The sequence below is a fragment of the Nocardia nova genome (assembly GCF_002933465.1).
GTDB classification, from domain to species: Bacteria; Actinomycetota; Actinomycetes; order Mycobacteriales; family Mycobacteriaceae; genus Nocardia; species Nocardia nova_B.
Genome location: NZ_PSZE01000010.1, coordinates 138,230 through 159,525 on the forward strand (window position 1 = coordinate 138,230; position 21,296 = coordinate 159,525).

Consider the following 21,296-nt stretch of genomic DNA (forward strand, 5'->3'; position numbering starts at 1 on the left):
TCGTCACCGACTTCGATGCGATGTTCGACACCATCGAAGAACAGTGGCAGGAACGGGCGCTGTGCGCCCAAACCGATCCGGAAGCCTTCTTCCCCGAAAAAGGCGGCTCTACAAGGGAAGCCAAACGGATCTGCATGGGCTGCGAGGTCCGCGACGAGTGCCTGGAGTACGCACTCGCGCACGATGAGCGGTTCGGGATCTGGGGCGGCCTGTCCGAACGCGAACGCCGCCGCCTCAAGCGCGGCATCTCGTAGCCGCCTCTCCGGATCTTTTGCGTGCCGTGAGAGCCGAGCCGGGTGAGGTTCGCTCCGGGCCGGCGATAGTGGGCCTGGTCGGGTTCTGGGGCGTACCCGGTGAGCTACCCGTGTGCTCACGAAATCTGTTGTCTCGGTTCCGGTTCGCCTCGCTTCGCTTTGGCGAAGCGAGGCGGGTACCGGGCTCACTCCCCTGTCGGGTCGATGATCTCCGGGTCGACGCCCAGATAGGTGGCTATCTGCTGGACCAGGACTTCGCGAAGTAGGTCCAGGAGGTCTTCCGGGTCGTGGGCGCGGAGTTCGAGGGGTTTGCGGAACAGGACCACTCGGGCTCGGGTGGCGACATTGTGACGGTCCACTCCGGCCGGGATCAGGCGGGAGAGCGGGACCGGGCCGTCGGCGACCACCTCATCGGGCCAGGTGACCGAATCCGGGTGCAGCGGACGGATCTTGGGCACGTCGTCGACCGCGATGTCGAGCTTGGTCAGGCGATCGTGCCAGCGGGCGTCCAGCGGGGCGAACGCCTCCAGTACCAGCCGGTCGAACTGCTGGCCGCGGGTGCGGCGCGCGGGCGCCGAGGGCGGCAGCATCGGTCCGCGCACACCACGCCCGCGGCGAACCACCGAACGGGTCGTCACCGGCCGCCTCTTCGATCGGGTCATACCTTGCGACAGTAGTCACCGCGCCGACGGCGCGGCCACGTGCTCTCCCCGGGCCGGAGCCCCCGCGCGCCCCGAAGTGGCGGTGCGCCGACCCGCGTGTCTGTCTGCGACACACGGCGTGGGGGGTTAGTCTGCTGGATGTGATTCCCATGCGTCGTTGCTGCCGCCCAGGCTGCAAGAATCCGGCCGTCGCGACGCTCACGTATGTCTACTCGGACTCCACCGCAGTCGTCGGCCCCCTTGCCACCGTCGCCGAACCGCACTCATGGGATCTGTGCGAAACCCACGGCTCCCGCATCACCGCCCCCAAGGGCTGGGAACTGGTCCGGCACGAGGGTGGATTCTCCTCCAGCACACCGGACGACGACGACCTGACGGCATTGGCCGAGGCCGTCCGCGAAGCCGGCATGCGGCGGCGCGCGCCGGAACCCGAACAGCGCGGCTACAGCGATTACTCCCCGCCGCCGGCGCGACCCCAGCGGTCCGGCCGCACCGGCCGCCGCGGCCATCTACGGGTGCTGCCCGATCCCCCGAACTGAGCCCGCACCACACGCGCCACACGCGCGACCGGCCTGAAGCCCGGCCGAGCCCGCGGCACTATTAGGGTGTTGGTCATGACAGTCGCCCGGTCTGCCGAGTCCGTTCACGCAGTTGTCAAGGCATACGACGTTCGCGGGGTTGTCGGAGAGCAGATCGACGCGGAATTCGTCCGCGACGTCGGTGCGGCCTTCGCCCGGCTGATGCGCACCGACGCCACCCCAGCCACGCGCATCGTCATCGGTCACGATATGCGCGACTCCTCCCCGGAACTGGCCGCCGCCTTCGCCGACGGCGTCCTCGATCGGGGGCTCGACGTGGTCCACATCGGGCTCGCCTCCACCGACGAGCTCTACTTCGCCTCCGGCCATCTGCAGTGCCCCGGGGCGATGTTCACCGCCAGCCACAACCCCGCCCGCTACAACGGCATCAAGCTGTGCCGGGCCAACGCGCGGCCGGTCGGCCAGGAGACCGGGCTCGCGACCATCGCCGCGGAACTCGTCGACGGCGTGCCCGCCGGACCGGGCACCCGCGGCACCGCCACCGAGCAGAACTTGCTCGAGGCCTATGCCGAATTCCTGCGCGGCCTGGTCGATCTCGGCGCGATCCGGCCGCTGAAGGTCGCCGTGGACGCCGGTAACGGCATGGGCGGCTACACGGTCCCCGCCGTGCTCGGCGCGGTGCCGCAACTGACCATCGCCCCGCTCTACTTCGAACTCGACGGATCGTTCCCCAACCACGAGGCGAATCCGCTGGATCCGAAGAACCTGGTCGACCTGCAGAAGTACGTCCGCGAGACCGGCGCCGACATCGGTCTGGCGTTCGACGGTGACGCCGACCGCTGCTTCGTCGTCGACGAGCGCGGCGCACCGGTCTCCCCCTCCGCGATCACCGCGCTGGTCGCGGAGCGCGAGCTGGCGAAAGAGCCGGGCGCCACGATCATTCACAATCTGATCACCTCACAGGCCGTACCCGAACTGGTCACCGAACTCGGCGGCACGCCGGTCCGCACCCGCGTCGGCCATTCCTTCATCAAGCAGCAGATGGCCTCGACCGGCGCGATCTTCGGCGGCGAGCATTCGGCGCACTACTACTTCCGCGACTTCTGGGGTGCCGACTCCGGTATGCTGGCCGCTCTGCACGTGCTGGCTGCCCTGGGCGAGAAGGACCGGCCGATGTCGGAGCTCGCGTCCTCGTACGCGACGTACGCGGCCTCCGGGGAGATCAACTCCACAGTGGCGGATGCGCAGGACCGAACCCTGGCGGTGGTCACCGCATTCGAAGGGCGCGCGCAATCGGTGGACCGGCTCGACGGCGTGACCGTGCGGCTGCCCGGACAGGCATGGTTCAATCTGCGCGCATCCAACACCGAGCCGTTGTTGCGACTCAACGTCGAGGCCCGTTCGCAGGAGGAAGTAGACGCACTCGTAACCGAGATTCTGAGCATCGTGCGCGGCTGACTGGAATAGTGGAATCACAGGGCTTGGATTCGCCCGGGGACAACGACATCCCCCGGCGTGGTGACCCGATTGAGGGGAGGTGGCAACGCCCGATGATCGCAGGGACACCCGTACTCGACCTCGATGACGTCGCCTCGTTGGAGGCTGCGGATTCCGGGGGAATTTTGCGTTCGGCCGCCTCCGGGGGCGCTCAGGTGCGTGCCACCGCGGCCGCCGTCGCCGAAAACGCGCTCAGCCGGCTCGACGGGCTGCGGCCGCGAAGTCTGGTGCTGGTTTCCGGCACCGGGCGCGCGGCCCGCGCGGCCACTCTGCTGCAGGCCGCCTTCGGCGACCGCGCGGGGCTGCCCATCATCAGCGCCACCACGATTCCACAGTGGGTCGGTTCGCTGGATGTGGTGGTCGTCGCGGGCGACGACTCGGCCGATCCGCGACTGACCGGCGCCGTCGACCGGGCGCTGCGCCGCGGCGCCGAAGTCGTGGTCGCCGCGCCGGACGAAGGCCCGATGCGAGCCGCGGCCGCCGGACGCGCGGCCATGCTGCCGCCCCGGGTCCGGGTGCTGGACCACAACCGGATTCTGCGCTTCGTCGCCGTCGGAATCGCGGTGCTGCAGGCGGTCGATCCGACGCATATCGGACCGCTGGTGCCGAACCTCGACGAACTCGCCGATGTGCTCGACGCCGAGGCCCTGCGCGACGGACCGCACCACGAGGTCTTCCACAACCCCGCCAAAACCCTCGCCGCGCGGATGCGGGAACGGCGACTGGTGCTGACCGGTGATTCACCCGCCGCCGCGGTGGTGGCCGAGCACGGCGCCGAAGTGTTGTTGCAGACCGCGGGACAGATCGCGGCCGCCGTCGACCTCACCGAGGCCGTGGCCGCGAACGCACGGCTGATCGAATCCGCCGAGGCGCCCGCACCCGGTTACGATCCGCTGTTCCACGACGAGCAGTTGGACGGGCCGGCACCCGTCGATCGAGCCCGGGTGTTCGTGGTGAGCGCCGACGGCGACCAGGTCGCGGCCCGGCGCCGGCTGGCCGTCTTCGGCGCGGGCGCGGGCATCGTCGACGCCGATCTGGTGAATGTCGACATCGAACTGATGCGCACCGAGGCGAGTGTCCCGCGCGACACCGGTGCGAGCGAACCCCAGGCGCCGGTTGCCGGGCGCGGCAGCGAACTCGAACAACTGGCGGTGCTGGTGCTGCGGCTGGAAATGGCCGCCGCCTATCTGCGTCTGCTCGGTGGCCCCCCAGCCACGAGCCGTCCCGCCCACTACGACGGGGGCCACTACTAGTGCACGAACTCGTTGGTGCGTTGCGTTCCTATGCCTGGGGATCTCGCACCGCCCTCGCTCAGCTGTGCGGTCGAGAGGTTCCCTCCCCCCATCCCGAGGCCGAATTGTGGTTCGGCGCCCACCCCGCCGATCCCGCGAAGATCCTCGCCGACGGCGCCAGCCGCTCGCTGCTCGAACTGCTCGAGGCCGAGCCGAACCGGGAGTTGGGTGCCGTCGCACCGGCATTCGGCGGGCGCCTGCCGTTCCTGCTGAAGATCCTGGCCGCCGAGGAACCGCTGTCACTGCAGGCACATCCCAGCGCCGATCAGGCCCGCTACGGATTCGAACGGGAGAATCACACGCGGGTGCCGCTGGATTCCCCCATGCGCAACTACCGCGACGACTCCCACAAACCCGAACTGGTGGTGGCACTCGACCGTTTCGAGGCGCTGGCCGGATTCCGCGACCCGCTGCGCACCGTCGACCTGCTGAACTCGCTGGCCGTGCCGGAACTGGTGCAGTACACCGAACTGCTTGCCGCCCAGCCGGACTCCGGCGGCCTGCGCACCCTGTTCACCACCTGGATCACCCTGCCGCAGGCCATGCTGGCCACATTGCTACCGAAGGTCCTCGACGGGTGTGTGCGCTACCTCAAACAGGTCGACCCGCTCGAACCTCCCGGCCGGGCCAAGGAATTCGCGACCGAGGCGCGCACCACACTGGAACTGGCGGAGGCGTATCCCGATGATGCCGGGGTGCTGGCAGCCCTGCTGCTGAACCGGTTGACCCTCGAACCCGGACAGGGCCTGTTCCTGGCCGCCGGTAGTCTGCACGCCTACCTGCGCGGCATCGGCGTCGAAATCATGGCCAATTCGGACAATGTGCTGCGCGGTGGGCTCACTCCCAAGCACGTCGACGTGCCCGAACTGCTGCGAGTGCTGGATTTCGAACCACTGCGGGCGCCGATCATCGAACCCGAACCGGTCGATGTGCATTCGTTCCGGTATCCCACGCCCGCACCGGAATTCGCCTTGTGCCGCTACGAATTGGCCGAGGACGCCGCGGCGGCCGACATCCCGCGCGTCGGACCGGGCATCCTGCTGGTGACCGCCGGCACCGTACTGCTGTCACAGGCCGGGAGCGAATTGCCGATCGCGGCCGGCAGCGCCGCGTGGATCTCGGCCACCGACGCCGACATCCAGGCACGGGCCCTCGGCGGCCCGGCGCAATTGTTCTGCGCGTGTGTGGGCGAGTGACCGCGCGGCCGGTTCGGCCGCTTTAGTAGATTGATCGAACAAATCGGACATCTACCGGCGAGCGCCGGGGACGGAAGGACCGGGGCTGCATCATGTCTGCTGGTGGCGGAAAGAAAGCGATCTTCGCGGCGTTGAGCGCGAATGCCGGTATCGCGGTGGCGAAATTCATCGGCGCCGCGATCACCGGCTCCGGCTCGATGCTGGCCGAGGCCGTGCACTCGGTGGCCGATACCGGTAACCAGGGGCTGCTGCTGCTCGGGCAGAAACGTGCCGAGCAGGAAGCCGACGACCTGCATCCGTTCGGCTACGGGCGCAACCGCTATTTCTACTCGTTCGTCGTGGCGCTGGTGCTGTTCTCGCTCGGCTCGATGTACGCCATCTACGAAGGGGTGCACAAGATCCAGCATCCGGAGGTACTGACCTCTCCGGTGGTGGCGATCGTGATCCTGGGTCTCGCGGCCGCACTGGAGGGCTTCAGCTTCATGACCGCGATGCGGGAGTCCTCACCGCTGCGCGAAGGGGCGAGCTGGTGGCGGTTCATCCGCAATTCGCGCAGCCCGGAACTCCCGGTGGTGCTGCTCGAGGACACGGGTGCGCTGATCGGCCTGCTGATCGCGCTGATCGCCGTGGTGCTGACCGTGGTGACCGACAACGCGATCTGGGACGGTATCGGCACCCTCGGCATCGGCGTGCTGCTCGGTGTCATCGCGGTCGTGCTGATCGTGGAGATGAAGAGTCTGCTGATCGGTGAGGGTGCGACGCCCGCGCAGGACGCGGCGATCCGCGCGAATCTGGTCGACGGCGAGCGCATCGACCGGGTCATCCACCTGCGCACCGAATACCTCGGGCCGGAGGAGATGCTCGTCGCGGCGAAGGTGTCGATCGTGCCCGGACTCGAGATCGGCGATATCGCCACCGCGATCGACGACGCCGAAGCCCGAGTGCGGGCCGCCGTCCCCGCCGCCCGGGTCATGTACATCGAGCCCGATCTGTACCGCACCCAGCCGGTGTAGGTCTCGGCCGCGGCGGTTCCGGTTCACGACGTCGCGCCGAGCAGGTCGGCCGGATCGGTGCGGATGCCGAACTGCTCGCGCAGCGCACGAGTCGCGGCGTGCATGCCGCACATGCCGTGCACGCCGGGCCCGGGCGGGGTCGCCGCGGAGCACAGGTATACCCCGGGAAGCGGTGTGGCGTAAGGGTTCCAGCGCGGGGTCGGGCGGAAGATCGTCTGCGCCAGGGTCATCGCGCCGGCCGCGATATCGCCGCCGACGTAGTTGGCGTTGTGCGCGGGCATGTGCGCGGCCGGGCGCACATGGGTGGCCCGGATCAGATCCCGGAAGCCGGGGGCGAAGCGTTCGAGTTGCGCGACGACTTCGGGACTCATGTCACGGCCGGATCCGTTGGGTACATGGGCATAGGCGTAGAGCGTGTGGTTGTCGCCGGGAGCCCGGGACGAATCGACCACGCCCGGCTGGATCACCAGGACGTACGGCCGCTCGGCGTGGCGCCCCGACGCGACGAGACGTTCGACGGCCATCGCCTCGGCTCGCGTGCCGACGACGTGCACGGTGCCCGCGGCCCTCAGCTCCGACGCCTGCCACGGCACCGGCCCCGACAGGGCGAAATCCACCTTGCAGGCCGCGCCGCCGAATCGATAGCGCCGCAGCCGGTTTCGATAGGTCGTGGGGACTCGCGCGATCCGCAGCAGTTCCGTCGGCGCGGTATCGAGCAGAACCGTTCGCACACCGGCGAATTCGTCCAGTGAATCGACGCGGTGCCCGGTGTGAATGCGCCCGCCGTGCCGCTCCAGATCGGCGATCAGAGCATCCACGATGGCCTGCGAGCCGCCGCGGGGAATCGGCCAGCCACCCACATGGCCGAGGGTGCCCAGCAGCAACGCCACGCCGGCCGCCGAGAACTGCCGCGGCGGCATGATGGCGTGCGCACTCACCCCGGTGAACAGTGCCGCCGCGCGCTCCTCGCGAAAACGCAGGTCCCACATCGGCGAAGCCTGCTCGAGCAGCCGGCGGCCGAAGCGCACGGCCGACAGCGGGTCACGAGGAATGTGGCGCAGGTCCGACATCCCCAGCTCCACCACTGCCTCCCACTCTCGCACGAGCGGGGCGAACAGGCGCCGCCATGTCGCACCGTCGCGGCCCAGACCCTCGACCGTCCGATCCAGATCCCGCCAGGCCGACGCGGCCACCCCGCCGTCGAGCGGATGCCCGTAGGAGATCTCGGGAGTCCGCAATTCGACGCCGTGTGCGCCGAGATCGAATGCGCGGAAGAACGGGGATGCCGTCGCCATCGGATGCGCGCCCGCGCACACGTCGTGGTGATATCCGGGCAGGGTGAGTTCGGCGGTACGGCAGCCGCCACCGGCATGATCCGCGGCTTCGAATACCTCCACCTCGAGCCCCGCGCGGGCCAGCAGCACCGCCGCGGCCAGACCGTTGGGCCCGGAGCCGACCACCACCGCATCCGCCATGACCACCACCTTAGGGCGAAAACCAAGGGCTACCTGACATCCCGACGCCCTGACCGCCTACGGCAGGTGGCACGGTCGAGCGGCCGCGGTGCCACGCCACGTCGGAGCTCGTCAACTGCGAGTGCCCCAGCGCATGAGCACGTGCATGCGTTGTTCCCACAGGTCGGGGCGCAGACGAGCGCTTCGGTCCAATGCCGCCATCCCGTGCAGCGCACTCCAGAACACTTCGGTGTACGCCCCGGATTCGTCTTCGGGGACGCGCGGGCGAAAGAGACGCTCGAGTTCCTCGAAGCAGTCGCGCAGCGTCTGCGGGGCGTCGGGCCCGAAGGGCAGTTCGGTGTCCTGAACGAACATGGCGTCGTAGAGGGCGGGGTTGTCGGCGGCGAAGTGCAGATAGGCCCGGGCGACGGCCTCCATCGCGGCGTCGGGGCCGTCGGCCTGTTCTCGCGCGTCCCGCAGGACATCTCTGAGGAGGGCGATCCCCTCCTCGGCAACAGCCGAGACGATCGCTCGCTTTCCCGAGAAGTGGCTGTAGAGCACGGGCTGGCTGTATTCGATGCGTTCGGCGAGCCGGCGCACGGTCACCGCATCCCAGCCGTCGGATTCGGCCAGTTCACGCGCACTGTCGATGATCGCCTGCCGGCGCTGGGCACGTTCGCGTTCCTTGCGTTCCTGAACCGTCATACCGAAACTCTAGCAACGCTAGACAAGTTAGCGACCTCCGCATACGCCCTGGCCGACCAGCATCGGGGTATTCGGCATGACTCGAACGACCGGAAATCCGGCAGGCAATATCAGCTTCGGCGTGGTGCTGCTCACGCGGCAGCGTTTCGCCCCCGGCATCGCAATCGCGGTGACCCCGGTCGGCGACCCGGCGACCGCTGGCGCTAGACGTCGGTGGAGAAGCGGATCCCGCCGTCGGGCAGATCCACGCCCGGCCAGATGCGGGCACCGCGCAGCAGCTCACAGCGGGCGCCGACGCTGGCGCCGTCACCGATCACGGCGTCACGGACCAACGCTCGCGGACCGATGCGCGCGCCGAATCCGATGATCGAGCGCTCCACGGTGGCGCCGGCCTCGACCCGGGCACCGTCGAACAGCACCGCACCGTCGAGTCGCGCACCGGCGCCCACTTCGGCGCCGCGGCCCACGACCGTGCCGCCGATCAGCAGCGCACCCGGCGCGACGCCGGCACCGGGATGGACCAGCGATTCCCCGCGCTGCCCCGGCAGCGCCGGAGAGGGCGCGATCCCCCGCACCAGATCCGCGGACCCGCGCACGAAATCCTCGGGCGTACCCATATCGCGCCAATACGAGGCATCGACATGGCCCTGAATGTGGGCGCCCTCGGCCAGCAGCGACGGAAACACCTCGCGCTCGACCGACACCGGACGGCCACTCGGTATTTTCTCGATGTACTCGCGGCGGAAGACGTAGCAGCCGGCGTTGATCTGGTCGGTCGGCGGATCCTGGGTCTTCTCCAGGAAGGCGGTGACCCGGCCGGTCTCGTCGGTGGGTACGCAACCGAAGGCGCGCGGATCACCGACACGGACCAGATGCAGGGTCACATCGGCACGGGTCGAGGCGTGCGTGTCGAGCACGGCCCCCAGATCGGCGCCGCCGAGGACGTCACCGTTGAAGACCATCACGTTGTCGGCGCGCAGCTTCGGCAGCACATTGCGGATGCCGCCGCCGGTCCCGAGCGGTTCGGTCTCGGTGACGTATTCGATGTCGAGGCCGAGCTCGGCTCCGTCGCCGAAATGCTCCTCGAAGACCTCGGCCTGGAACGATGTGCCCAGCACCACATGAGTGATGCCGGCATCGGCGATCCGGGCCAGCAGATGATGCAGGAACGGCAGACCGGCGACCGGCAGCATCGGTTTCGGCGCCGACAGCGTCAGCGGGCGCAGCCGGGTGCCCTGGCCACCGACCAGGATCACGGCGTCAGTTGCGGTATCCACGCCCGCTCCCTCCCGAATTGTCCGGCATCAATCTTCCCCTGTTCAGGTTCGGTCCACGCGTTATCGCTGCGCTTCGCGGTCGCGCTCGCGCAGCGCAGATCGAACCGCAAGTTTGCAGCGAATCGCAAGTCCGGCCCGCAACGCCCAGCGCAGCGGCGCCTGCCACCAGTGCGGATGGCGGTCGGCCTGGAAACGATAGGCGGAGGCGTGGTGGGCGGGCAACATGGTCTCCGGATGCCGCCCGGCCGCGTGCCCCTTGGCGTGGGTGACCTCGGCGGTCGGCACGAAGACGTTGTGCCAGCCGGCCTTGCCCATCCGGTCGCCGAAGTCGACATCCTCCATGTACATGAAGTAGCGGGAGTCGAAGCCCTCGATGCTGTCGAACGCGTCACGCCGGACCAGCAGGCACGAACCCGACAGCCAGCCGACCGTGCGCTCGGCGATCTCCTCGTTCTCCTGCCGGTACCGGCGCGTCCACGGGTTACCCGGCCACACCGTGCCGAGGATCGCGTGGCCGGCGCCGTCGAGCAGGCCGGGCACCCGCCGGGCGGAGGGATAGATACTGCCGTCCGGCTCATGGATCAGCGGCCCGAGCGCCCCCGCGCGCGGCCAGCGTCGCGCGGCGGCCAGTAGCTGATCGATGGAATCGGTACCCCAGCGCACATCGGGGTTCGCGATGATCACGTATTCGATATCCGGATCGAGGGCGGCGACCGCTCGGTTCACCGCCCCGCCGTAACCGATGTTGCCGCCGGTGCGCAGCAGCGTGACGTGTTCGTTGGACTCCGCGGCCAGCTCGGGAGCGCCGTCGGTCGAGCCGTTGTCGGCGAGGATCACCCGCGGTTTCTCCGCGGTGGCGGTCGCGAGTGTGCTGATGAAATGGTCGAGATGCTCGCCCGGCGAATACGTTACGGTGACCACCGCCAGCTGAGGGGTACGGTCCGCGGAAGGGGCTGAATCCGAAGCGCTCACGGAAGGCCAGCCTAATGGGTGAGAGGCCGGAGTAGGCACCCGAGCGCAGCCACCCACAGGGCCTTATCAGGCTGACGGCCGGCACCGCCGCGCACGCTCGCCACCGCGCGCGGCGGCGAGCAGGAAGAATCACTGTTTCGCCCGATCCGACAGGCGTGCCAGCGCATCGGCGAGCGCCGCCCGCCACTCACGCAGCGGGGTGAGCCCGGCCTCGGCCCACGCCCGATTCGACAGCACCGAATATGCCGGGCGCCGTGCGGGACTCGGGAAATCGGCGGTGCCGCAGGGCCGCACCCGCTCGGGATCGGCCCCGAGTTCGGCGAACACCGCACGCGCCAGCCCGAAGCGGCTGACCGCACCCGCGTTGCTCGCGTGCAGCACCCCCGGAATCGGCTGCCGCGCAACGAGTTCCAGCAGACCCAGCGCCAGATCGGGCGCGTAGGTGGGCGATCCGATCTGATCGTCGACCACCGCGATCGTCTCGCGTTCGGCCTCGAGCCGGCGCATCGTCGCCACGAAGTCGCCGCGGTCGCCGGTGTAGACCCACGCCGTGCGCACGATCGTGGCCTGCGGATACTCTCCGAGCACGGCCTGCTCACCGGCCAGTTTGGTACGGCCGTACACACTTGCCGGGCCGGTCGGATCGCCCGGCTCGTACGGGTCCGAAGCGGCGCCGTCGAAGACGTAATCGGTGGAGATGTGGATCAGGCGCGCATCGGCCACGCGGCAGGCGGCGGCGAGCACCGCCGGCCCGGCGACATTGCCCGCATACGCCGCGTCGTGGTCGGACTCGGCGGCGTCGACGGCGGTGTAGGCGGCACAGTTGAGCACCACGTCGCCCGGACGAACGACAGCGCGCACCGCTTCGGCGTCGGTGATGTCGAGATCGGCACGCCCCAGGGCGAGGGCCGCGGGCGCCGCCGCGCGTAACGCGCGGCCGAGCTGTCCGCCGGCGCCGGTGATCACGAGCCGGGAGGGGGAATCGGGACTCACCCGGCAAGTCTGGCACGCCACGCCAACAGCGGTTCAATGGTGCGGGCGCGCTGGTTGGATAGCCTCGAATCCGGGAACTCCCCGGTACACCACCGGTATCGGAGGCGGTGGGCTACGCGGACGGATTCTCGAACGGGGGTCGATCGAGCGTGGAAAAGGATTACGGAGTGCCGCAGAACAGAAGTGCGTCGTCGCCGCCCCGCGGCGCCGGAGCACCACTGCCCGGCGGCCGCATCCCGCGAGCTCGCGGGGTTCGCCCGAGTCCGGATCCCGGGGTGAATCGTCCCGGACGGCTGCTCGCCGCGGCCGCCGCGGCCGTGGTGTTCATCGTCACCGGCTTCGGCTGGCACAGCGTGGATTCCTTGATCTCCGGTATCGAGCGGATCGGCAATCTGGGCCTGGGCGGCGGCCACGACGGTGCGGTCGACATCCTGATGGTCGGCATCGACAGTCGCACCGACGCGCACGGCAATCCGCTCAGCGACCAGGAGCGGGCGATGCTGCACGCGGGCGACGAGGTCGGGACCAACACCGACACCATCGTGCTGGTCCGGGTGCCCAACGACGGCCGTTCGGCGACCGCGATCTCGATTCCGCGCGACTCCTACGTCGACATCCCCGGGATCGGCAAGGGCAAGATCAACTCCGCCTACGGCGCGACCAAAGAGAACGCGCGGCAGAAATACGCGGCGCAGGGACTGTCGGACTCCCAGATCGAGCAGAAGTCCACCCAGGCCGGCCGGCAGGCGCTGATCAAGTCGGTCGCCAATCTCACCGGGATCACCGTCGACCACTACGCCGAGGTGGGGCTGCTCGGATTCGTGCTGCTCACCAATGCCGTCGGCGGGGTGGACGTATGCCTGAACAATGCGGTGGACGAACCGCTCTCGGGCGCGGATTTCCCTGCCGGACGGCAACGGCTCGACGGGGCGCAGGCACTGAGTTTCGTGCGTCAGCGCCACGATCTGCCACGCGGTGACCTGGATCGGATCGTGCGTCAGCAGGTGTTCATGGCCTCGCTGGTGAACAAGGCGCTCAACGCGCGCATCCTCGCCAATCCCGCGAAGTTGCGCGAACTCAGCGATGCCGTCGGCCGCACGATCGTGCTCGACGAGGACTGGGACGTGGTGGCGTTCATGCATCAACTGCAGGATCTGTCCGGCGGGAAGGTGAATTTCGAGACGATTCCGGTGCAGGATCTCGACGGGACGACCGCCGACGGCGAATCCGTGGTGAAGGTCGATCCGAAATCGGTGAAATCCTTCGTCGCGGCGGCGGTCGGCGGCACCACCGACGATCACGACGACCGGGCGGTGGCGCCGAGTTCGGTCACCACCGACGTCTACAACGCCGGCAGTACCGGTGGTTTGGCCGGCCAGGTCGCGCAGGCCTTGACCGGCAAGGGTTTCCACACCGGAACCGTCGAGAACTGGCCGGGTTCGCCGGTGCGCAGCAGCCGGGTGCTCGCCGCCTCCAGCTCCGATCCGAAGGCGAAGGCGGTTGCCGAGGCGCTCGGCGGCCTGACCGTGGTCGCCGAACCGGATGTGCCGGAGGGCGCGGTGCGCGTGGTGCTCGCCGATGACTACTCTGGTCCAGGCTCGGCGGCCGGCAGTCTGTTCGACATGTCCGGAGCCTCGCCGGCCTCGGGCACCGCGACACCGGTGCCGCCCGCGCCTCCCATCGACGCCGGCCAGAACGGACCGAAATGCGTGAACTGAACGACACTCTCACCGATGCCCTGCTCGGCCCGATCCTCGCCCGCGAGCCCGCGGCGCCCCGGATCACCCACTACGACGACAGCACCGGTGCCCGTATCGAACTGTCCGGGCTGACGCTGGCGAACTGGGCGGCCAAGACCGCCAACATGATTCGCGACGAATTCGGCCTCGCCCCGGGCGCACGGGTGTCGGTGCTGCTGCCCGCGCACTGGCAGACCGCCGCGGTCCTGCTCGGCTGCTGGTGGGCGGGCACGGAGGTGGTGCTGCGGCCGGACGCCGATGCCGAACTCGCGCTGGTTTCGGCCGCGCGCGTCGACGAGGCTGGTGATATCGCCGAGGTGGCCGCGCTGTCGCTGGATCCGATGGGCATGCCGGTCGCCGATCTGCCGGTCGGCATCACCGACTACGCCACGTCGGTGCGGGCGCACGGCGACCAATTCCACCCGGCCGGCGCAGGCGCCGCCCTCGACGGTGCCACGGTCGCCGAGGCCGTGGCCGCGGCCCGGGCCTCGGCCGAACAGCAGGGGTTCACCGCGAGCGACCGGGTGCTGTCCACCACCGACTGGGATACCACCGCCCACCTGATCGACGGACTGCTCGCGGTGTACGCGGCCGGGGCCTCGCTGGTGCAGGTGACCGCCCCGGATCCGGCTCGGCTCGAGCACCGGATCGAGACGGAGCGCGTCACCACTCGCCGGTCCTGATCTCCTACCCGGGTAGGGCACGACGATCCACCCGCAGTCCGTTTTCGGCTCGCCCACTACTCCGTAGTGTGGGTGTCGGGGAACCGGACGACGAACGGGGATGGCGATGAAGCCGCAGTACTGGTTTCGGTGGTTGGTGGTGCAGGGCACGCCGCGGCTGGTCTTGAAGACCTACGCCCGGCGCGGCGAAACCGTGGCACAACTGATGTCCAGCCCCGAGGCGGTCGAGGATCCGATTCCGCTGCTGGAATCGCTGCGTGCGCAGGGACGGCTGGTGCACTCCCCCCTCGGCTGGGCGATCACCGATTACGAGCTGGTGCGTACCGTGCTGCGCGACACCACGTTCAAGGTCGCGGCGGCCGAGGGTTTCGTGCCCAGACCGCTGCGTCCGCTGATGGCTCTGGCGCCGCTGCCGCCCAATCCGGTGCAGCCGCCGTCGATGCTGGTGATCGATCCGCCCGACCACACCCGGATGCGTAAACCGGTGGCCTCGGCATTCACACCACGCGCGATCGCCCGGCTGCGCGACCGCGTGGAATCGGTGACCACGGAACTGCTCGATGCCCTGCCCTCCGGCGGTTCGGCGGATCTGGTGGCCGATTTCGCCTCCCAGGTGCCAATCGCGATCATCTCCGAAATGCTGGGCTTCCCCGACGCCGACCGCGACCGCTTCCTGGCCTGGGGCGACGCTGTCTCGCCGATGCTCGATATCGGCATCAGCTGGCGCACCACCCGCGACGCCTCGGCGGCCATCCTGGAGATGGACCACTATCTCGACGAGCACATCGCACGGCTGCGCCGGGAACCGGGCGAGGACATCCTGTCCGGCCTGGTGAGTTCCGGCACGCTGGACGACACCGAGTTGAAGGCCTCCGCGACGCTGCTGATGGGCGCCGGATTCGAGACCACGGTCAATTTGATCAGCAACGGCGTCGTACAGCTGGTGAACCATCGCGATCAGCTGGACCGGCTGCGCGAGGATCCGCAGCTGTGGCCCAACGCGATCGAGGAGATTCTGCGCTTCGACGCACCGGTGCAGAACACCGGCCGCATCGCCGGGCGCGATGTGGAGCTGGGCGGTATCACCGTGCACCGGGGCAGCACGGTGGTGCTGTCGCTGTCGGGCGCCAACCGCGACCCGAGGGTGTTCGACGAACCACACCGCTTCGACGTCACCCGCGCCAACGCCAAGGATCACCTGACGTTCTCCAGCGGCATCCACGCCTGCCTGGGCGCCAGCCTGGCCCGGATGGAGGGCACGTACGCGCTGCGGTCGCTGTTCGAGCGTTTCCCGAATCTGGTGCTGGCCGGTCGCCCGCAGCGCCGGCCGCTGTTCACCCTGCACGGCTACAGCCGGTTGCCGGTGCTGCTCGGCACGCGCGCCGAACAGCCCAGCAGCGTCTGAGCAGGCTCAGCTGAAGCCGACCGCCTGGGCGCCCCAGGCGGTGTGCAGATCGTGATCGGGATCGTCGACGACTCGATCCACGGCGTCGACGACCAGTGTCGTGCGGGTGGACTCGCGATAGGGCGGCCAATGCTTCGAGCCGTCCAGTGCCGCGGGCACGCCGTGCTCGGCGAAGGCCAGCCAGCGCCGCATCATCCGGCCCGAGACCTCGCTCGCGACCTTGCGACCACCCAGCCAGAAGGTCGGATCGTGATCGAAGGAGCCGAAATTGCCGAAGATGTACGGCAATTCGGTGGCGTGGCCGGCGCCGACGCGCGCCGCTTTCAGCATCGGCGTGGCCTGATCGAAGCGATACATCCAGGTGCGACTGTGCCGGGAATGCGCATCGGCGACCCAGTGCGCCGGCATCCGGAACGCCGCATCGGTCGACATCGCCAGCGCGCCGCGAGTCGTGGCCAGATCCGGGTAGGCGGAGGTGATTTCGGCGATACGCTCGTGCGACAGCCCGGGATGTTCCCCTGCGACGGCATTGAGCATCGCGTTCACCGCATCCGGTGTCACCGGCATGATCGGCGAGCGGAACAGCCGGAACAGCGACGCCTCGTCCTTGTTGGTGCCGATGATCAGCGGTACGCGATGCGAGCGGCCCTGCTGAAAGCGGTCGGTCGGATAGGTGGGCAGCAGATCACCGTCCACCACCGGCGCCGCGGCCAGGCGCCCCGGCGACTGCAGCGGCACCTCGTCCAGCAGGATGCCGGCCGCGTCCACGATCCGTTCGATCGGGCATTCCAGCAGTTCCCCGGCACGTTCGGGGGGCAGATCCAGCAATTCCAGGAAACGGCTCGCCACCCCGGCGGCCCGGTCGGGGCCGAAGACGGTGGTGGCCGGCGGGCTCTGCGCGATGGCGCGGTGAAACAGGCCCGCGGCCCGCGGCGAGGTCAGCAGCGCGGTGACGCATCCGGCGCCGGAGGATTCGCCGAAAACAGTCACGTTGCCCGGATCTCCGCCGAAGGCGGCGGCATTGTCGCGCACCCATTCCAGCGCCGCTATCTGGTCGTGCAGGCCGAGGTTGGCGACGAACCCATCGCCCAGCGAGGACAGATCGAGGAAGCCGAGTGCGCCGAGCCGATAGTTCACCGCGACGATCACCACGTCGCCCATCTCGACCATCCGGCGGCCGTCGTAGATCGCCTGGGCCGCCGTGCCCAGACAGTAGGCGCCGCCGTGCAGCCAGACCATCACCGGACGCGGCTGCACCGGTTCGGCCGCCGGTGCCCATACGTTGACCCAGAGGCAGTCCTCGCCCATACGCAGCCCCGAGTCCACGGGCACCATATCGCCCATGGTCTGCGGCGCGATCTCGCCGAATTCGGTGCAGTCACGCACTCCCGACCAGGGTTCGGGCGGTTCCGGCCGCGCGAACCGCTTCGGGCCCGCCGGTGCCGCGGCGTAGGGGATGCTGCGCCATACGTGGACCGATCCCGTACGGAATCCGCGTACCGCACCGCTGGTCGTGTGGGCGACGGGTCCAGTAGTGTCCTCGACCGGGGTCGCCTCGAAGAATTGAGTGCTCATCTCGCACCTCCTCGTACTCCCTGTAACCGAGAGTACGTCCGAGATCATTCGTACCGCGTCAGCCTCGATCGATGTGGCCGAGGTCGCGGTCGGGATCGATCCGGTCGCGCACGCGCTGTTTCAGCCCGGCGACATCCGGGAAGCCGCCGTCGGCCTTGCGTTCCCAGATCTGCTCACCGTCGACGGTGATCCGGAACACTCCGCCGGTTCCGGGAATCAGTGCCACCTCGTCGAGGTCGGTGCCGAAGGTGTTCAGCAGCTCCTGGGCCATCCATCCGGCCCGCAGTAACCACCGGCATTGCGTGCAGTATTCGATCGCGATTCGTGCCATGCGGTGACCCTAGTGAGAGACCGGATTCCCGGTGGCCACCGCGCGGCCCTCCACGTTCAGGGCAACTCCTTCGCTATCTGTTCTAATCGGTAATGTATTGCCGTTATGGTAGTGGGAGAGCAGCGGTAACTCTTTACGAGCCGGTTACGATTCGATATCTCCATCGACGTAGACCCACCGGCCGTCGACACGGGCAAACCTGCTGCACTCGGAGAGCACGCCCCGCCGGCCGTCGTATCGGTAGGTGGCGCGGAATTCGACCACCCCGGTGTCGTCGAACAGGCCGCCCGCCTCGGTGCCGAAGACCTGCAGTGATATCCAGCGCTGCGCCGGATCCAGTGCCAGCCGCCGCGGCCGGGTCCGTGGATGCCAGGTCCGCAGCAGGTAGTCGCGATCGCCGACGGCGAAGGCGGTATAGCGCGAACGCATCAGCGCCTCGGCGGTCGGCGCCGGGCGGGTGTCGTCCAGGCGCGGGCCGCAGCATTGCCCGAACTGTTCACCGCTACCGCACGGACAGCGGGTGTCGTCCGGACGCTCGCGAAAGGTGTCGGCCATCGGACGATTATCGCCGCCCGGGATTCACCTGTTCCGGCGGCGGCCGAAGACGGCGGGTACATCCGTTCCGCCGATGCGGTCGAGTTCCTCGGCCAGCCGAGTGGTTTCGTCGTACCAGTCACGCAGTTCGTGCAGGGTCGGCGCGGGTTCGGAGTCGAGGTGATGCCCGGCCCGCGACAGCGTCGCCCACAATCCGGCGACCCGGCCCGCGAGTTCGGGGCCGGCGCAGCTGTCCAGCGCCAGCAGCTGGGCGCGCATACTGCACCGGGCCAGCGATGGCGACACCCGTGCCCACAGCCGGTCCACCGACTGTTCGAGCGCGATCCGCAGGATCCACACCGTCGCCCGCGACCACAGGCCGCCCGCATCGGTGACCGTGCCGTCGAGCAGTTCCGCGGCCGCCGCCAGTCGCTGTGCCACGGTCGGTCTCACGGATTCAGCCATGTCACGAATCTCTTCGTCCCCGAGATCAGATCGCCCGATCGGCGCTGGATGCGGATGTGCGCTCCGGCCGTGGCATCGCGCACCACCGCGCGCGCCCACGGCGCCTCCCGGTCGAGATAGTCGTTGAGATCGTCGACCCGGTCAGGCACACCGAAGACCGCCAGGGCGACCGTCTCCCAGGTGGTCCGTGCCCGATCGACGCGGCGCTGCACCTCGCGGTGGTCGATGCCGGCGGCCAGCAGTTCCCGCCGCGCACGGGCCAAAGCGGCCGCCTCGATCGCCGATCGGCAGCAGGTGATGACCAGTTCGGTCGCGATGGGCTTGGGCAACTGCCTGGTGCGCAGCAGGGCCCGCGCGTCGCCGAGATAGCGCTGCACCGGGTCCTCGACCGCGCGCACCTCCACCCGCGAATGCTCACGCCGCTGCACATCGAGAACCGTTGCGTCCAAACGCAATCGGCGCACCGCCTCGGCCAGCCGCTCGTCGTGGGTGAACACGATCACCTGGCGTCCGCTGCGCGCCACCGCGGCCAGCACGCGGGCGAGTCCGTCGACCTTCGCCGGATCCATCGCCTGCACCGGGTCGTCGATCATGACGAATCCGAACGGACTTTCGGCCACCGTGGCCCGCGGCAGGAACAGGGCCAGGCCCAGCGCATGCAATTCGCCCTGGCTCATCACCCCGAGAGCGGCGGCTCCCGAGTCGTCCACGGTGACGTCGAGCAGCACCTTGCGACTGGCTCCGGCGTTGCCCTGCAGGCGAATCGCGCCGAGATCCACGTTGCTGCGCTGGCGCAGCCCGCCCCAGATGCGCCGGGCGTGCTCGGCGAGCGGGGCGAGCCGTTCGTCGCGCAGACCGGCGGCGGCCGACTTCAACCAGTCCTCGGCGCGGCGGACGGTCCGCAGCTCGGTATCGGCCGCGGCCACCAGCCGCGCCTCGTGCAGCCAGGTGGCGATACGCGGGACCAGCGGGGTCCAGACCGCGTCGATGCGATCGAGTTCTTTGTGCACGGCCCGCTGCAACACCTCCAGCCGCACCGCGAGTTCGGCGTGCGCGCCGCGCATCCGGGCCGCCAGCGTGGCGCCCGCTTCGACCTCCAGCAGTGCGGACCAGGACGTCCAGGCGCGATGGGCGTCCACGGGATCGATATTCGGCGCGTCGATGGTCGATTCCAGTTCCGGCGGAACGGGTTCGATCAGTGCGCGGGCCGCGGCGATCGCCTCGCTCAGCGCCCCCCGGGCGGCGGTCAGCACGGCGGCGCGCCGCTCGACGGCCTCGATCCGGGCTGTCACCTCGCGCCGCCACCGCGAGTCGAGCCGGCCGTGGCCGCAGACCGGGCAGAGACATTCGCCGGCCTCAGCGTGTTCGCGGGCACCCCGCAGTAGGTCGACCATGCGGAGTTCGGCTTCCAGATCGCCGGTCGCCAGGTCCAGCAGTTCGGCGGTGGCCCGCTCGACCGCCTCGGCGGCCGCCTCGACCTGGGCGGGAGCCGGAATACGCAGCCGTGCGACGGCCTGCAGTGCCGCGACACCGCCGGGGTCGTGACGGGCGCCGGCGAGTTCGTGGGCGATCGCGGACAGGTCCGGCGCGGGCGCGCGCAACATCTCGGCGACGCGCTCGGCGCGCTCGTCGGCGACGGTGATCAGTTCGTCCAGCAAAGCCTGCCGGCCGTCCCGCGACTGCTTCGCGGCGCGTTCCAATTCGATTCGGCGCGTGCGGGTCCGGTCCAGCGCCGCACTGATGTCGTCGAGCCCGAGCAACCGATGGAGGGCGTCGAACAGGTCGCTGGGGCGGCCGTCGACCACCGCGCCGAGTTCGCTGTAGGACAGGAACGGCCGATACAGCTCCAAGGCGCGCGCCCAGTCCTGCGGGCGAAATGGGGCGCTGTCGCTGCCGTTTTCGCGCTGGGTCCAGCTGCCTTCGGACAGTTCGTCGCCGTCCGCCCACGTGCGCTCGATCGTGAACGGGCCTCGTTCCTGCGCGATCAGGTCGATCGCGATCCGGGGATGCTTCTCGCAGTGCAGATTCCGCCAGCCGTCGCGCCAGACCGCGGATCTGCCCTCCCAGCGCCGATTGACCCCGGTGAGTGCCAGTTCCGCGGCCTCGGCGAAACTCGACTTACCCGACCCGTTGCGGCCGACCACCAGCGTCAGACCGGGGCCGGGCGCGATGCGCAGTACCGCCTCGCGACCGATTCCGCGGAAGCCACGGACGCGGATGGCGCGCAGGAATACTCCGGACCGCGGCCCGGCGCCGGCCGCCTCGGCGGACTCCCCCAGCGCCGCCAGCACCGTCTGCGCTACTTCCGGGCTCACCGACGAATCCGTCTGCAGCCGAGCCGAAACCAGGTCGCGCAGCCGCGGCGCGACCTCCCCCTGCTCTTGCCCCACAGCCCCTCCCGGCCCTCGCACACGACTCGTCGTGGCGAACGCTACCGGAGAACCGGCCCGGGCGGGACGCATGGCCATCGAGCGGTCGAACCGCCCGATGTCCACCCCTCGGCCGTCCCGGCCGGGCAGTTCCACGGGTTACACCCCTGACGGGTGGCTCGGTTCAACCGAACAGATCAGAATGCCAGAGATCACAATCATTCACAACAGTGCTTGATCCTGCAATCACATTCCGCGCCAGGGTAATTCGTCTCGCAATCGATGAGCGAACCCGGTGACGACGGTCTGGCCGGTGGCCCCGACGGCCGCCCGCGCGATGT

The 21,296-nt window shown here is 69.3% G+C and carries 20 protein-coding genes; 9 read left to right on the forward strand and 11 right to left on the reverse strand.

Annotated elements, in window-relative coordinates; all coding sequences use genetic code 11:
* Window positions 1-20: 20 nt before the first annotated feature.
* The gene (locus tag C5E41_RS14910; RefSeq protein ID WP_030515006.1) at window positions 21-254 is read left to right on the forward strand and encodes a WhiB family transcriptional regulator; all 234 of its coding nucleotides are present in this window, start codon (window positions 21-23) and stop codon (window positions 252-254) included.
* 185 nt (window positions 255-439) lie between these two features.
* On the opposite strand, the gene C5E41_RS14915 is transcribed toward C5E41_RS14910, so the two are convergent.
* Window positions 440-916: a metallopeptidase family protein gene (locus C5E41_RS14915; protein ID WP_167331878.1), complete on the reverse strand. Its 477-nt coding sequence runs from the start codon at window positions 914-916 to the stop codon at window positions 440-442.
* Window positions 917-1,065: 149 nt separating this feature from the next.
* Here C5E41_RS14915 and C5E41_RS14920 point away from each other — a divergent pair, with 149 nt between their 5' ends.
* From C5E41_RS14920 to C5E41_RS14940, 5 genes are all read left to right on the forward strand, one after another.
* Window positions 1,066-1,455, forward strand: coding sequence for a DUF3499 domain-containing protein (locus C5E41_RS14920; RefSeq protein ID WP_104376493.1), 390 nt, complete (start codon window positions 1,066-1,068; stop codon window positions 1,453-1,455).
* A 75-nt stretch (window positions 1,456-1,530) separates the two neighbouring features.
* A complete protein-coding gene (locus tag C5E41_RS14925) occupies window positions 1,531-2,913 on the forward strand; it encodes a phosphomannomutase/phosphoglucomutase (protein ID WP_104376429.1) in 1,383 nt (460 codons plus the stop codon).
* A gap of 92 nt (window positions 2,914-3,005) precedes the next feature.
* Window positions 3,006-4,205, forward strand: a complete 1,200-nt coding sequence (locus C5E41_RS14930; protein ID WP_104376430.1) for a tobH protein — start codon at window positions 3,006-3,008, stop codon at window positions 4,203-4,205.
* A complete protein-coding gene (gene manA / locus C5E41_RS14935) occupies window positions 4,205-5,440 on the forward strand; it encodes a mannose-6-phosphate isomerase, class I (protein WP_104376431.1) in 1,236 nt (411 codons plus the stop codon). The genes C5E41_RS14930 and manA overlap by 1 nt, the downstream gene beginning before the upstream one ends.
* Before the next feature lie 92 nt (window positions 5,441-5,532).
* Window positions 5,533-6,453 carry a cation diffusion facilitator family transporter gene (locus C5E41_RS14940; protein ID WP_104376432.1) on the forward strand — a complete coding sequence of 307 codons (921 nt, stop codon included), beginning with the start codon at window positions 5,533-5,535 and terminating at the stop codon, window positions 6,451-6,453.
* A gap of 23 nt (window positions 6,454-6,476) precedes the next feature.
* Here C5E41_RS14940 and C5E41_RS14945 read toward each other — a convergent pair whose 3' ends face one another.
* The 5 genes from C5E41_RS14945 to rfbD form a co-directional block, all read right to left on the reverse strand.
* The gene (locus C5E41_RS14945) at window positions 6,477-7,928 is read right to left on the reverse strand and encodes a phytoene desaturase family protein (protein WP_104376494.1); all 1,452 of its coding nucleotides are present in this window, start codon (window positions 7,926-7,928) and stop codon (window positions 6,477-6,479) included.
* Window positions 7,929-8,039: 111 nt separating this feature from the next.
* Window positions 8,040-8,612 carry a TetR/AcrR family transcriptional regulator gene (locus C5E41_RS14950; RefSeq protein WP_104376433.1) on the reverse strand — a complete coding sequence of 191 codons (573 nt, stop codon included), beginning with the start codon at window positions 8,610-8,612 and terminating at the stop codon, window positions 8,040-8,042.
* A gap of 203 nt (window positions 8,613-8,815) precedes the next feature.
* Window positions 8,816-9,889, reverse strand: coding sequence for a sugar phosphate nucleotidyltransferase (locus tag C5E41_RS14955; RefSeq protein WP_104376434.1), 1,074 nt, complete (start codon window positions 9,887-9,889; stop codon window positions 8,816-8,818).
* 60 nt (window positions 9,890-9,949) lie between these two features.
* Window positions 9,950-10,861 (reverse strand): glycosyltransferase family 2 protein, encoded by a 912-nt coding sequence (locus C5E41_RS14960; protein WP_104376435.1) that lies wholly within the window; start codon window positions 10,859-10,861, stop codon window positions 9,950-9,952.
* A 129-nt stretch (window positions 10,862-10,990) separates the two neighbouring features.
* Window positions 10,991-11,854, reverse strand: a complete 864-nt coding sequence (gene rfbD / locus C5E41_RS14965) for a dTDP-4-dehydrorhamnose reductase (RefSeq protein WP_104376436.1) — start codon at window positions 11,852-11,854, stop codon at window positions 10,991-10,993.
* A gap of 275 nt (window positions 11,855-12,129) precedes the next feature.
* Here rfbD and C5E41_RS14970 point away from each other — a divergent pair, with 275 nt between their 5' ends.
* The 3 genes from C5E41_RS14970 (at window position 12,130) to C5E41_RS14980 (ending at window position 15,681) form a co-directional block, all read left to right on the forward strand.
* Window positions 12,130-13,572 (forward strand): LCP family protein, encoded by a 1,443-nt coding sequence (locus tag C5E41_RS14970; protein WP_104376437.1) that lies wholly within the window; start codon window positions 12,130-12,132, stop codon window positions 13,570-13,572.
* Window positions 13,560-14,276 carry a TIGR03089 family protein gene (locus C5E41_RS14975; protein ID WP_104376495.1) on the forward strand — a complete coding sequence of 239 codons (717 nt, stop codon included), beginning with the start codon at window positions 13,560-13,562 and terminating at the stop codon, window positions 14,274-14,276. Before C5E41_RS14970 ends, C5E41_RS14975 begins: the two co-directional genes overlap by 13 nt.
* A 100-nt stretch (window positions 14,277-14,376) precedes the next feature.
* A complete protein-coding gene (locus C5E41_RS14980; RefSeq protein WP_439956408.1) occupies window positions 14,377-15,681 on the forward strand; it encodes a cytochrome P450 in 1,305 nt (434 codons plus the stop codon).
* A 6-nt stretch (window positions 15,682-15,687) separates the two neighbouring features.
* Here C5E41_RS14980 and C5E41_RS14985 read toward each other — a convergent pair whose 3' ends face one another.
* From C5E41_RS14985 to C5E41_RS15005, 5 genes are all read right to left on the reverse strand, one after another.
* Window positions 15,688-17,256 (reverse strand): carboxylesterase/lipase family protein, encoded by a 1,569-nt coding sequence (locus tag C5E41_RS14985; protein ID WP_104376438.1) that lies wholly within the window; start codon window positions 17,254-17,256, stop codon window positions 15,688-15,690.
* A gap of 58 nt (window positions 17,257-17,314) precedes the next feature.
* Window positions 17,315-17,587: a SelT/SelW/SelH family protein gene (locus C5E41_RS14990; protein WP_104376439.1), complete on the reverse strand. Its 273-nt coding sequence runs from the start codon at window positions 17,585-17,587 to the stop codon at window positions 17,315-17,317.
* 144 nt (window positions 17,588-17,731) lie between these two features.
* On the reverse strand, window positions 17,732-18,142 hold the full coding sequence (locus C5E41_RS14995; RefSeq protein WP_104376440.1) for a YchJ family protein: 411 nt from the start codon (window positions 18,140-18,142) through the stop codon (window positions 17,732-17,734).
* Window positions 18,143-18,166: 24 nt separating this feature from the next.
* Window positions 18,167-18,586 (reverse strand): hypothetical protein, encoded by a 420-nt coding sequence (locus C5E41_RS15000; RefSeq protein WP_104376441.1) that lies wholly within the window; start codon window positions 18,584-18,586, stop codon window positions 18,167-18,169.
* Entirely contained in the window at window positions 18,571-20,976 is a 2,406-nt protein-coding gene (locus C5E41_RS15005; RefSeq protein ID WP_258080982.1) for an AAA family ATPase, read from the reverse strand. The genes C5E41_RS15000 and C5E41_RS15005 overlap by 16 nt, the downstream gene beginning before the upstream one ends.
* Between the last annotated feature and the right edge of the window lie 320 nt (window positions 20,977-21,296).